Genomic DNA, 10,934 nt, shown 5'->3' on the forward strand with positions numbered 1-10,934 from the left:
GGGGGTGGCTGTGGTGGTGGCCGTGACCGTGGGGGTGGCCGTGGTCGTCGTCGTGCGAGTGGCCGTGCGAGTGCCCGTGGCTGTGCCCGTGTCCGTGGTCGTGCGAGTGGTCGTGGCCATGACCGTGGCTGTGGCCATGTCCGTGCCCGCGGTTCTTCCACGCCTTGCGGAACAGCGTCGCGCCCGCCACCGCGACCAGCGCGCCGCTCGCGAGGCCCAGCCAGGTGATGACGGAGGGCGCGGCGGCGGAGCCGGCGGTGACGAGGAGGCCGAGGGCGACGACGCCGATGGTGTGCGTGACGGTGACCGACGCGGCGAGCGGGAGGACGTCCTTCATACGGGCCTTGCCGCCCCGCGCGGCGGCCGTCGCGGCCATGATGGTCTTGCCGTGGCCCGGCGCGACCGCGTGCATCGCGCCCAGGAAGATCGCGAGGACGATCGCCAGCGCGGCGAAGCCGATCGTGAGGTGCTGGCGGGCGACCAGGTCGTCCAGGGCCTGGGTCCAGCGGTCCGCGCCACGCGGGAGGACGGCGGCGCCGGGGGCGGTCCGCTCGTCCCCGTCGTCGGCGAGGGCCGGGCCGCCCGGCCGTATCGTCGTCGCGGCGGTCGTCGTGTCCGCCGGGGAGGAGAGCAACTCCTGCGGGTACGACGTGAGTTCGTCCGACACCGACTTCTCGGGGACGTCCGACTCCGTGAGCGTCATGCGGTCGCCGCGTGCCGTGATCTCCCGCCAGCCGGGGCCGGTCGAGGCGCCCGAGCTGTGGAACGTGAGGGAGACCGGCTCGTCCTTCGGCAGCGGAGCGTTCAGCTCGCACTCGACGCGCAGGGTGTCCAGGCCCGCCTGGCCCGGCCGTACGGTGGCCTTCGCGGACGCCGAAGTCAGCGTGACCGTACCGCCGTTGACGGTGACCTTGCTGTCGGCGGCGGCTGTCTCGCAGCGCTGCTCCGCCCACGGGGTCAGGCCGCCGAGGCGTTCGATCGTGGGCTTCGCCTGGGTCGCCGGGATCTCGGCGAGGTCCTCGACGTGCGTGACGCGGAGTCGGCCGGGGGCGGCGACCAGGCCGTCGTACCTGTTGACGGTGAAGTTGCCGAGTGGGTGCGCGCTCGCGTTGGCGGTGGGAAGGAGCGCGAGCGCGCACCCGGCCGTCAGGACGGCCGCGCTGGAGGCGAACAGACGACGGGAGATCACTGGTTCGCCTCCAGCGTCTTGAGGGCGGCGCGCGCGGTGCGGGCGCCGAGGGGGGAGAAGCCGGGGTTGAGGGCGAGGGCCTTCGTGAGGTGCGTGCGGGCGTTCCGCTTGTCGCCGGTGGCGCTCTCGATCACACCCTGGTGGTAGAGGAAGGAGGCGTTGCGGTAACCCGTCGCGGTGGCCTTCCTCGCGTACGGAAGGGCTTCCGCGTCACGGCCGTTGACGTGCAGCGCCCAGGCGAGGGCGTCCGCGGTGTGGACCGTTTCTCGGCGGTCCCACTCCGCTTGCGCCGCGCGCAGTGCCGCCTGTTTGTCGCCGTGGTCGGCTGCCGCCAGGGCCGTGTCGAGGTCGGCGTTCACGCCGTTGGCGCGGGCGAGGGCGGTCCAGGCGTCGACCAGGGCGTACTGGTCGGCCGCCTTCATCCGGTCGCCGTCCGCGCCGCGTGCCTCGTACAGCTCGCCGAGTTCCACCAGGGGGGCGGGGAGGGGGTAGCGGGCCACGACCGACTCCAACCCCTTGATGGCTTCCGCCTGTTGGCCGCTCGCCGCCTGCGCCTTCGCTCGGCCCTCCAGCGCCGGGAGGTAGTCCTCGTCGGCGGTGAGGGCTCGGGCGTAGTCGGTGAGGGCCGTCGCGTAGTCGCCCTGGTTCCAGGCGAGTTGGCCGAGCTGGCTCGCCACGTAGGCGATGTCGCCCTTCGCTGTGGAACTGGCCAGGGCCTGTTCCAGGACTCGGCGGGCCGTCGTCACGTCGCCCCGGAGTTCCTGGACGTACGCGTAGCGGGTGAACACCGGGATGCCGGGGCGGCGGGTGTCCGCCGTCTCCGCCGCCGTCAACGCCTCGTCGTAGCGGCCGAGTTCGACCAGGGCGTCGATGCGGGTGCACAGGGCGCGCTCGTTGTACGGGTTGTCCTTGAGGGCCTGGTCCGCGTACTTCAGGGCGCCGGGGAAGTCGTGCCGGGCGGCGGCGAGGGCCGCGCGGCCCGCGAGCGCCTGGCCGTTGCCGGCGGAGAGTTCGAGGGACTTCGTGAACGCCTTCTCCGCCTGGGGGTAGCGGGAGGGGTCGCCCTTCGTGCGGGCCTGCTCCACGTAGGCGAGGCCCAGGGTGGCCCAGCTGCCGAAGTCCCTTGGCTGGGCACGGAGATGGGCTTGGAGTGCGGTGATCGCGCTGTCGATGTCGCCGCTGTTGAGGAGGCCGGGGGAGACCGCCGCGGCCGTTGCCACGGGGGCCGCGCTGCCGTCCTTCAGCGCGCCGATCGCGATGGCTCCGCCGGTGAGGGCTACGGCCAACATCGCGGCACAGGCGCCGAGTTGGAGGGAACGCCAGCGGCGGCCTGCGGCGCCGGCGCGGCGGACGGCGGCTACTCGGGGGTCTAGGTCGGGGGAGGTGTCGGGATCGGCGGAGGTGTCGGGGTCGGCCGGGGAGTCTGCGGCGTCCTGGGCCACGCCCTCAACAACCTTCCCCTGCTCCCCCTTCTGTCCCTGCCCCTCCTGCTCCCCCGAAGGAGCAGCGGGCGCCGAGGAGTTGGCCCCCGTCGGGGTGTTCGTGGGTGTCGGTGCCGCTTCAGGCCGCGGTGAACTTCCCTCGGGCCGCCGCCCCTTCGGCTTCGGCTGGTCCGTGGGGTCCGGGGTGTGCCCGGAGTCCGTCCGGTCCGGTTCGCCGCTGTCGGTGCGCGGGGCCATGCCCTCTCCTCGGTCGCTCTCGGTCTTCCTGCGGTCGGCGCGGCCCGGTCCGTGGGGGATGGGGTCCGGGCCGCGCCGGTCTGTGGTCAGGGGCCGGGGAGTTGCAGGGGTCTCCCCGGCCCGGTCACCGTGCCGGGGTCCCCCGGCAGGTCACTGCGTGGGCGTCAGTACGCCCGCCCCCGGCGCCGGAACCACATGAGGCCGCCGCCGATGATGAGCACCCCGGCCGCGCCGGCCCCGGCGGACGCGGCGATCAGGGTGTTGTTGTCCGTGCCCGAAGTCCCGCCCGGCTGGAGCGCGTTGCCGAGCTGGCTGCGGACGTCGTTGCCGCTGTCGACGCCCTTCGCGACGGGACCGCGCGAGCCCTCGGTCGGGAGGGCGACGTACGGGAAGGACTTCTCGAACTCCTTGTCGTTCTTGTCGACCGCGTCGCCCAAGTCGTTCTTGGCGCCCACGAGTTCACCCTCGACGACCTGGAGCGCGGAGTCGATGACGTCGTCCGTGAGGCGACGCCCGTTCGGGAAGCCCGCGTTGTCGCCGTCGAGCACACCGAGCCGCTTGGGGCTGGCGGTGGGCTTGATGGACGTGTTGAGCCGCAGCTGCTCCGAAGGCGTCACGTACGGCGGCTGGTTGAGGCCCTTGACGCCCTTGAGGAACACGTCGACGAGGTCGTTGCGCGGCTCGGCCGGGGCCTTGATCTTGTAGATCGCCTCGATCAGCTTGGGGAGTTCGGGGTTGGTGACGTTCTTCAGGAACTGCCCGTCGTCCTTGGGCTCGGACGCGTTGAACTTGTCCTTGTCCTTGATGGGGTTGACGACCTCGTTCACCAGCGGGTTGCCGAGCCGCGAGACCTGCTCGAACTTGCCGCGCGCGTTCTTGCGCTGGGTCGTCGACCAGATGCCGACGACCGGCTGGTGCTCGGCCTCGCGGATCATGTCGTTGGGCACCTGGAGGGCGATGGTGTTGACGTTGTAGCCCTTGAGGGTGTCGTTGCCGACCTCGGAGAGGTTCCCGCCGTACAGCAGGTCGAAGACGCGCAGGTCGAGGAAGAACGGGTCGTCGGCCTGGCCCGCGAAGGTCTTCGCGCCGTTGGAGAGCTTGTAGATCGCCTGGTCGCGCAGTTTCGCGTAGTTCGGCATGGACGCCTTGCCGACGTTCGACGGCGCCACCGGGACGTCGCTGGCGACCTTCGTCTTGTGCTGGACCTTGCCCTTCTTGAGCTTGATCAGCTCCAGGTCGTAGGTCTGCGTGACGTTCAGGTCCTTGTCGTCGAGGGTCTCGACCGCGCCGGTGTTGTAGAGGAACGTCTTCTTGTTCTTGACGTGCGTCTTGAACGTGTAACGGAACGTCAGGTCCTGGCGCGCGTCACCGTCGTTGTCGATGTTGAGGTCGTACTGGGCGTCCTCCGCGAACGGGAAGAAGTTCGGGCCGCCCGCGGGCTCCTCGAAGGGGATCCAGTTCGCGATCAGCGTCGTGGTGTCCGGGTGGTCCGGGCTCACGAACGCGTACACGTCGGTGTTGTCGTACTGCGGTGTGCCGGAGATCAGCGGGGCTTCGCGGTGGCTGGAAGCGGCGGCGACCCCCGGTTCCAGCAGGGCCACCGAAGCGGCGGTGAGTCCGCCCGCGGCCAGCGCGCCACAGATCAGGGTCGCGATGCTCCTGCGCCCTGCGGCGCTCCGGAAGTTAGGTGTCGTCATGCCGTCCGTCCTGAGGTCCCAACTTGCTTGACGGACGGGTATACGGAGCGGAAGGGCTGTTCGGATTGGTCGATCCGAAGTTTTTTTATTTTTGCTCCCGACCCGCGTTTCGGGCCGCCGGATCCGTACTTCCACCGGAGGTGTGTGCGCGTGCGAGTGCCTGGTGTGAGGGGACGGCCCGGCTGCGGCCGCGGAGAGGGGAACCGCATGGAGGCGGACGACCTGCTGGTACTCGTGGCGCGAGGGGACCAGCGGGCCTTCGAGCAGTTGTACGGTCTGGTCTCCGGTCCGGTGTTCGGTCTCGTACGGCGCGTACTGCGCGATCCGTCGCAGTCGGAGGAGGTGGCTCAGGAAGTGCTGCTGGAGTGCTGGCGCTCGGCCGCCACCTTCGACCCCGCGCGCGGCAGCGCCCTGTCGTGGATCCTCACGCTCGCCCACCGCCGCGCCGTCGACCGGGTGCGCAGCGTGCGCGCGGCCGGCGAACGCGAGCAGCGCGAGGCCCTGCGCACCCACCACCCCGCCTTCGACCAGGTCTCCGAGGAGGTCGAGGCGGGCATGGAACGCGAGTGGGTACGCCGCTGTCTCGGCCGGCTGACGACGCTCCAGCGTCAGTCCGTCACTCTCGCGTACTACGACGGCTACACGTACCGTGAAGTGGCCGAGAGGCTCTCCCTGCCGCTGGGCACGGTGAAGACGAGGATGCGCGACGGGCTCACGCGGCTGCGCAACTGCCTGGGAGGTGCCGTATGAGCGTCCTGAACCGTCTGCTGGGCAGAGGGGACCTCCACTCGCTGGCCGCCCCCTACGCCCTCGACGCGCTGGACGGTGACGAGCGCCGCCGCTTCGAGAAGCACCTGCGTTCCTGTCCGTCCTGCGCGGTCGAGGTGCGTGAACTCGCCGAGGACGCCGTCCGGTTGGCGTGGTCGACGGCCGCGCCCGCGCCGGCCGCGATGCGCGACCGGGTACTGGCCGCCGTCCACACGACCCCGCAGGAGTCCGCCGGGGCGCGCGCTGTTCAGGAGCGCGCGCCCCAGCTTCCGCCGCACGTATGGGGCGCGCAGCCGCCGCCCGGACGCTCCCGTGCTTCACGCGCTCCCCGCGCGCGCCGTCCGCTCTTCGTGCCGTTCGCCACCATCACGGCCGCCGCAGCGCTCGTCGTCGCCTCCCTCTTCGCGGTCCAGAACAGCCGTACGCAGGACCGGCTGGACGCCGCGCAGGACCGCGCCCGCGACATCGCGCAGGTGCTCTCCGCGCCCGACGCCCGCGCCGGGAACGGGCGGGACGCGCAAGGTCGCAGCATCGGCGTCATCGCCTCCGCGTCGGAGGGCGACGCGATCGTCACGCTGCGCGGGTACGGCGGACTCGGCGGCGGTCAGGTGCATCAACTCTGGCTCATGCGGCCCGATACGGCGCCTCGTTCGCTCGGACTCTTCGACGGCGACACGCCCTTGGTGGCGACGGGTCTCACCTCCGATGCGACGTCACTCGCTGTGACGGTGGAGCCCGCCGGCGGGTCACCTCGGCCCACTTCGCAGCCAGTTGTCCAACTCGCCCTGAAATCGGTTGGATTCGGAGAGTAATCGCGGGGGAGTCGTCAACCCCCTTGCGGGGAAGGCTGATCCTGTGCGCGCGATACACGCGTGACCCCGGGGGGAGATAGGGTTAACCTGCCCGGGGTCGGGTGGACTCGTACGGGTGGGGAGTGACGATGGAACAGATAACGATGCGCAGCAGGGCGAGGGTCCCTGCGATCACGTGCGGTAGCAGCGCGACCAGCTCGCGGCTCGACCGTCACCTCTCGGTACTGGCGGGCCCCGCCATACCGCAGCGGGAGACCGTCGAGGCGACCTCGCTCATGCGGGAGCTGACCGCGCGCGACACCCAGCACCAGCCCAGCGACCAGGGCCGCCGAGTGAGCCGCGTCTCGCTCTTCGCGCCGCTGCGTCGGCTCCGCCGCTCCCTCTTCGGGAGCCGCCGGCACTGACGCCCCGCGATCGGGCGGCCCACCGTACCGCCGTGTCCCCCGCCGCAGTCCGTCATCCCCACGGCCGCGGCGGTGTCCGGCGCACTCACCCGGGCGCGGGCTCCCGACTCCCGCTCCCTCAACTCCCGTACCCGTTCGCCCGCTTGTCCGTTTGTGCGGCTTGTGCTGCTTGCGCCGCTTGTGTCGCGAACCGCCGGAGATCCCCGACTCCGGCGGTCCACCACCCCGTTCACCTCAGCGCTGTCTACCTCAGCGCTGTTCACCTCACCGCTGGGCGCGTGCGTACCGCCGTACCGCCAGCGGGGCGAAGACGCCGATCAGCAGGGCGCACCACAGCAGGGAACCCGCGACCGGATGTGCCACCGGCCAGGCCGCGCCCTCGGGCACGGGCGCGTTGCCGAACAGGTCGCGCAGAGCCGTCGTCAGCGCGCTGATCGGGTTCCACTCGGCGATCGTGCGCAGCCAGCCCGGCAGGTTGTCGGTCGGGATGTAGGCGTTGGACAGCAGCGGCAGCATGAACGTCGCGCTGCCGAGCTGGCCCGCGGCCTCCTCGCTGCGCGAGAGCAGCCCGAGGAAGACGCCCACCCAGGTGCAGGCGAACCGGAACAGCAGGAGCAGCGCCAGCGCGCCGGCCGCCGCGGGCGCCGAGCCCTCGACCCGCCAGCCCACCGCCAGCGCCACCAGCAGGAACGGCACGGTCCCGGCCGCCGTGACGACCAGGTCGGCCACCGCCTGCCCGAGCGGCACCGCCGCCCGGCTCACCGGCAGGGTGCGCAGCCGGTCCGTCACCCCGCGGTGCACGTCCTGGGCCGCCTGGAACATCCCCGTCATGATCCCGTTCGCCGCCGTCGCCACCAGCAGTCCGGGGACGAGGACGGAACGGTACTGGGCGCCGGGCATCGCCAGCGCGCTGCCGAAGACGTAGCCGAAGAAGAGCAGCATCGTGATCGGCATCGTCTGGGTCAGGATCACCAGCGCCGGGTTGTTGCGGACCCGCAGCAACTGGCGGCCCAGCATGGCCGTTCCGTCGTACCGGAGCGTGTTCGCGGTCATGCCGCCCTGCCTTCCTGAACGCTGTCCGTGAGGCGCAGGAACGCCTCGTCGAGAGTCGGTGGCCGCAGGCTCGCGTCGAGCAACGGCACGCCCGCCGCGTCGAGTTCACGCACCAGACGGGGGAGGGTGAGCGTGGGGTCGCGGGTGACCGCGCCGACCGCGCCCCGCTCGTGGTCGAACACCGGTTCACCGCCGGTCAGTTGGTCGAGCACGCCGGCGGCCTTCACGAGCAGGTCCGGATCGGCGACGACGGCCTCGGCGTGCGTGCCGACAACCGCCTTGAGTTCGGCGGGCGTTCCGGTCCGCGCGACCCGTCCCCGGTCCACCAGGGCGATGGTGTCGGCGAGTTGGTCGGCCTCCTCCAGGTACTGCGTGGTGAGCAGCACCGTCGTACCCTGCCGCTTCACCTCCCGTACGGCGTCCCAGACGTCGTTGCGGCTGGCCGGGTCCAGGCCGGTGGTCGGCTCGTCGAGGAAGAGCATGGCCGGGCGGCGGACCAGGCTCGCCGCGAGGTCGAGGCGGCGCAGCATCCCGCCCGAGTAGGTGGACGCCGGCCGGTCGGCGGCCTCGGTGAGGCCGAACCGCTCCAGCAGCTCGACGGCGCGCTCTCCCGGCCCCGGTACGCGGTGCAGGCGGGCGAACAGGCGCAGGTTCTGCCGTCCGGTGAGATCGCCGTCCACCGACGTGCTCTGCCCGGTCACGCCGATGGCACGCCGTACGGCGGCGGCCTCCCGTACGAGGTCGCGCCCCGCCACCCGCGCGGACCCGGCGTCGGGCCGCAGCAGGGTCGTCAACAGGCGTACGGCCGTCGTCTTGCCCGCCCCGTTCGGGCCCAGGACGCCGCAGACCGTGCCCTCGGGGACGGCGAGATCGAGTCCCCGCACGGCGTGGACCTCGCCGAACCGCTTCTCCAGACCTTCACTAAGTACAGCGTACGTAGAAGTCATGGCATGACCATAGCGCACTACGTACGGTGTACGTAACTACGATGGGGGACGAGGTGATGATCGATGGCGGGCCGTCCGTCCGTACCCGAAGTGATCTGGACCCGTCCCGAGCGGACCGGCCGTGGACCCAGACCCGCGTTCACGCGCGCCGACATCGCGGCGGCGGGCGTCCGGATCGCCGACGCGCGCGGGCTCGACGAGGTCTCCATGCGGCACGTCGCCGCCGAACTGGGCTGCGGGACCATGTCGTTGTACAACTACGTCCCCCGCAAGGAGGACCTGTACGAGCTGATGATGGACGCCGTCAGCGGTGAGCACGAGCTGTGGGAGCCGAGCGGGGACTGGCGGGCCGACATGCTCCGCGTCGGGCGCCAGACGCGTGCGCTGATGCTCCGCCATCCCTGGCTGCCCCGGCTGATGTCGGCGTCCTACGGCTTCAGCCCCAACGCCCTGCGCTACCTGGAACACTGCCTGACCTGCCTGGATCCGCTCACCGAGATGACGTACGGGCTGAAGATGCAGCTCGTCGCGATGATCAACGGGGTGGTCACCGTCTACGTCTCGGGCGAGCTGGCCACCGCCGAGCGGACGCGGTCGCTGCCCTGGTCCGAGGAGGAGGAGAACGCCGTGCGGATCGCCTATCTGGGGGCGCAGGTGATGAGCGGGAAGTATCCGCGGATGGCCGCCGCGTTCACGGAGGATCCGGGGCCGATCGATCTGGAGGCGGTGTTCGAGGAGGCGTTGCGGAGGGTGCTGGACGGGTTCGTACCCAGGGGGTAGGGCGAGGGCTCGTACTCGGGGGTCAGGGCGGGGCGCGTACTCAAGGGTTAGAGCGGGGGCTCGTACTCAGGGGCTACAGCAGGGTGAACTGGCCCTCCGGGCCCTCTTCCTGGTGGTCGAGGACCGAGGCCGGGCGGCGGGAGCGGGGCGGGGGCGGCAGGATGCCCGCCGGGTGGAGGTCCTTGATCCGGTGCTCCACCGCGAACGGCTCCCGCAACTCGCTCAGGAGCGTCAGTACGGTGATCAGCTCCAGGAGTTCCGACGTCCACAGCTGGGGCCAGGCCCGGGGGCCGATCGCCGACAGGGTGCCTTGCTCGCCCCGCCAGGTCCGGGCGGCGATCCACTCCTCCAGGACCCGGACCTCGCCGTGCGTGAAGTCCCAGGCGTCCTGCGGGACCGGGGAGACCCTGCCCTCGTCGAGGTGGAGGGTCTGCTCCTCGGGGTCGTAGTGGACGTGCTGGGGGCGTGCCGGGATCGGCGCCCGGACGTACGGGCGGCTGCCGCCGGGGAGCTTGGGGCGGTCGCCGTCGCGGCGGTGGAGCCAGAGGATGCGGTGGCCCCTGCGGGTGCCCTCGGCCCAGACCTCGGGGTCGTCCGTGAGGGGGACCCGTAGCTCTGCGGGGGTAGCCGCTGCCGGGGTGGTCGTCGCGAGGATCCAGGCGAGGACGTCCTCGGGGGTGGGGGATGCCGTGAGGTGATCGGCGAGGTGCTCCACGAGGCCGGGAGCGAGGTTGGGCTCCTGGCCTCCCGGGCGGCGGTACAGGGGTCGTACCCGGGTACGACCCAGGAGGGGCAGACGCGCGCCGGCCAGCAGCCCGTCCGGCGTCTCCACCAGGAACACCTGCCGCTCGTCCGCCACCCGCCACAACTCCGGCCGGGCCGCGTCGATCAGCCGGTGGTCCGGGATCAGCCACTGCTCGTCGTACGGGGCGTACAGGACGCGCACCGGGGGCGGGCAGGGCCCTTCGGCGTGCGCGAGCCTGCCCGTGTCCGTGGCCTGCCCCGGCAACTGCGTCACCGCCGAGTCCGGCGTCCGCGCCCGGGACGGCTCGAACAGCGCCGCCCGCTCGGCCCCTTCGGCCTTCAGCAGCACATCCCAACGAGCCTTCAGGGCCCCTTCGTCCGGCCCGACCGGCCACCCCCGCCCCACCCGCGGCGGCGCAACGGCCCACGGCATGAGGTCACCGAGCAGCGGAGCGTCGTCGTGCGTCACGCAGGGCATGGTACGTCGGACTCGGCGGGGGCCGTAGAGGGGACATAGGGGTTCATGTCGCCTCGGGGGCGCGCACGAGGAGCTGGATCGCCTTTGCCGGGTGCCCGTTCATGGTGCCTCCAGGGTCACCGAGAAGGAGAAGCGGTCGCCCCGGTAGTGGATGACGGCTACGTCCAGGACCTGGCCCGACTTGTCGTACGTGATGCCCGTGTAGTGCAGGATCGGGCTGAGCAGGGGGACTTGGAGGAGGCGGGAGGTTTCCGGGTCGGCGAGGCGGGCCTCGATCGTGTCGGTGATGCGGGCGATGTCGGCGTGGGCGAGGTCGCGGAGGACCTTGGTCATGGGGTGGTGGGTGAGGGCGTCCGGGGGGATGCGGGCGGCGAGTTCGGGGC

The 10,934-nt window shown here is 71.7% G+C and carries 11 protein-coding genes; 4 read left to right on the plus strand and 7 right to left on the minus strand.

Annotation, left to right across the window (positions count from 1 at the left end; genetic code table 11):
- From AOK24_RS06730 to AOK24_RS06740, 3 genes are all read right to left on the minus strand, one after another.
- Nucleotides 1-1,189, minus strand: a 1,189-nt coding sequence (locus AOK24_RS06730; protein ID WP_055719136.1) for a HoxN/HupN/NixA family nickel/cobalt transporter, incomplete at its 3' end; no start/stop codon positions are given.
- A complete protein-coding gene (locus AOK24_RS06735; protein ID WP_420876655.1) occupies nucleotides 1,186-2,868 on the minus strand; it encodes a tetratricopeptide repeat protein in 1,683 nt (560 codons plus the stop codon). The genes AOK24_RS06735 and AOK24_RS06730, both read right to left, overlap by 4 nt.
- Before the next feature lie 164 nt (nucleotides 2,869-3,032).
- Nucleotides 3,033-4,565: a DUF4331 domain-containing protein gene (locus AOK24_RS06740; protein ID WP_193554952.1), complete on the minus strand. Its 1,533-nt coding sequence runs from the start codon at nucleotides 4,563-4,565 to the stop codon at nucleotides 3,033-3,035.
- Between the two features lie 207 nt (nucleotides 4,566-4,772).
- Here AOK24_RS06740 and AOK24_RS06745 point away from each other — a divergent pair, with 207 nt between their 5' ends.
- From AOK24_RS06745 to AOK24_RS06755, 3 genes are all read left to right on the plus strand, one after another.
- A complete protein-coding gene (locus AOK24_RS06745) occupies nucleotides 4,773-5,315 on the plus strand; it encodes a sigma-70 family RNA polymerase sigma factor (protein WP_055719137.1) in 543 nt (180 codons plus the stop codon).
- On the plus strand, nucleotides 5,312-6,145 hold the full coding sequence (locus tag AOK24_RS06750; RefSeq protein ID WP_055719138.1) for an anti-sigma factor: 834 nt from the start codon (nucleotides 5,312-5,314) through the stop codon (nucleotides 6,143-6,145). Before AOK24_RS06745 ends, AOK24_RS06750 begins: the two co-directional genes overlap by 4 nt.
- 128 nt (nucleotides 6,146-6,273) lie before the next feature.
- On the plus strand, nucleotides 6,274-6,549 hold the full coding sequence (locus tag AOK24_RS06755; protein WP_010354371.1) for a hypothetical protein: 276 nt from the start codon (nucleotides 6,274-6,276) through the stop codon (nucleotides 6,547-6,549).
- A 264-nt stretch (nucleotides 6,550-6,813) separates the two neighbouring features.
- Here AOK24_RS06755 and AOK24_RS06760 read toward each other — a convergent pair whose 3' ends face one another.
- Both AOK24_RS06760 and AOK24_RS06765 read right to left on the minus strand, forming a co-directional pair.
- Nucleotides 6,814-7,602: an ABC transporter permease gene (locus AOK24_RS06760; RefSeq protein WP_055719139.1), complete on the minus strand. Its 789-nt coding sequence runs from the start codon at nucleotides 7,600-7,602 to the stop codon at nucleotides 6,814-6,816.
- Nucleotides 7,599-8,549 carry an ATP-binding cassette domain-containing protein gene (locus tag AOK24_RS06765; RefSeq protein WP_055719140.1) on the minus strand — a complete coding sequence of 317 codons (951 nt, stop codon included), beginning with the start codon at nucleotides 8,547-8,549 and terminating at the stop codon, nucleotides 7,599-7,601. Before AOK24_RS06765 ends, AOK24_RS06760 begins: the two co-directional genes overlap by 4 nt.
- A 63-nt stretch (nucleotides 8,550-8,612) precedes the next feature.
- Here AOK24_RS06765 and AOK24_RS06770 point away from each other — a divergent pair, with 63 nt between their 5' ends.
- Nucleotides 8,613-9,329 carry a TetR/AcrR family transcriptional regulator gene (locus tag AOK24_RS06770; protein ID WP_055719141.1) on the plus strand — a complete coding sequence of 239 codons (717 nt, stop codon included), beginning with the start codon at nucleotides 8,613-8,615 and terminating at the stop codon, nucleotides 9,327-9,329.
- 73 nt (nucleotides 9,330-9,402) lie between these two features.
- Here AOK24_RS06770 and AOK24_RS06775 read toward each other — a convergent pair whose 3' ends face one another.
- Nucleotides 9,403-10,551: a type ISP restriction/modification enzyme gene (locus AOK24_RS06775; RefSeq protein WP_055719142.1), complete on the minus strand. Its 1,149-nt coding sequence runs from the start codon at nucleotides 10,549-10,551 to the stop codon at nucleotides 9,403-9,405.
- Nucleotides 10,552-10,650: 99 nt separating this feature from the next.
- Nucleotides 10,651-10,934, minus strand: a 284-nt coding sequence (locus tag AOK24_RS06780) for a UTRA domain-containing protein (RefSeq protein WP_159051805.1), incomplete at its 5' end; no start/stop codon positions are given.

The sequence above is a fragment of the Streptomyces niveiscabiei genome (genome assembly GCF_001419795.1).
GTDB lineage: Bacteria > Actinomycetota > Actinomycetes > Streptomycetales > Streptomycetaceae > Streptomyces > Streptomyces niveiscabiei.

Coding starts and splice junctions, on each gene's coding strand:
- AOK24_RS06750 (WP_055719138.1), top strand. CDS start 5,312: ATGAGCGTCCTGAACCGTCTGCTGGGCAGAGGGGACCTCCACTCGCTG.
- AOK24_RS06755 (WP_010354371.1), top strand. CDS start 6,274: ATGGAACAGATAACGATGCGCAGCAGGGCGAGGGTCCCTGCGATCACG.
- AOK24_RS06735 (WP_420876655.1), bottom strand. CDS start 2,868: ATGGCCCCGCGCACCGACAGCGGCGAACCGGACCGGACGGACTCCGGG.
- AOK24_RS06765 (WP_055719140.1), bottom strand. CDS start 8,549: ATGACTTCTACGTACGCTGTACTTAGTGAAGGTCTGGAGAAGCGGTTC.
- AOK24_RS06775 (WP_055719142.1), bottom strand. CDS start 10,551: ATGCCCTGCGTGACGCACGACGACGCTCCGCTGCTCGGTGACCTCATG.
- AOK24_RS06760 (WP_055719139.1), bottom strand. CDS start 7,602: ATGACCGCGAACACGCTCCGGTACGACGGAACGGCCATGCTGGGCCGC.
- AOK24_RS06740 (WP_193554952.1), bottom strand. CDS start 4,565: ATGACGACACCTAACTTCCGGAGCGCCGCAGGGCGCAGGAGCATCGCG.
- AOK24_RS06745 (WP_055719137.1), top strand. CDS start 4,773: ATGGAGGCGGACGACCTGCTGGTACTCGTGGCGCGAGGGGACCAGCGG.
- AOK24_RS06770 (WP_055719141.1), top strand. CDS start 8,613: ATGGCGGGCCGTCCGTCCGTACCCGAAGTGATCTGGACCCGTCCCGAG.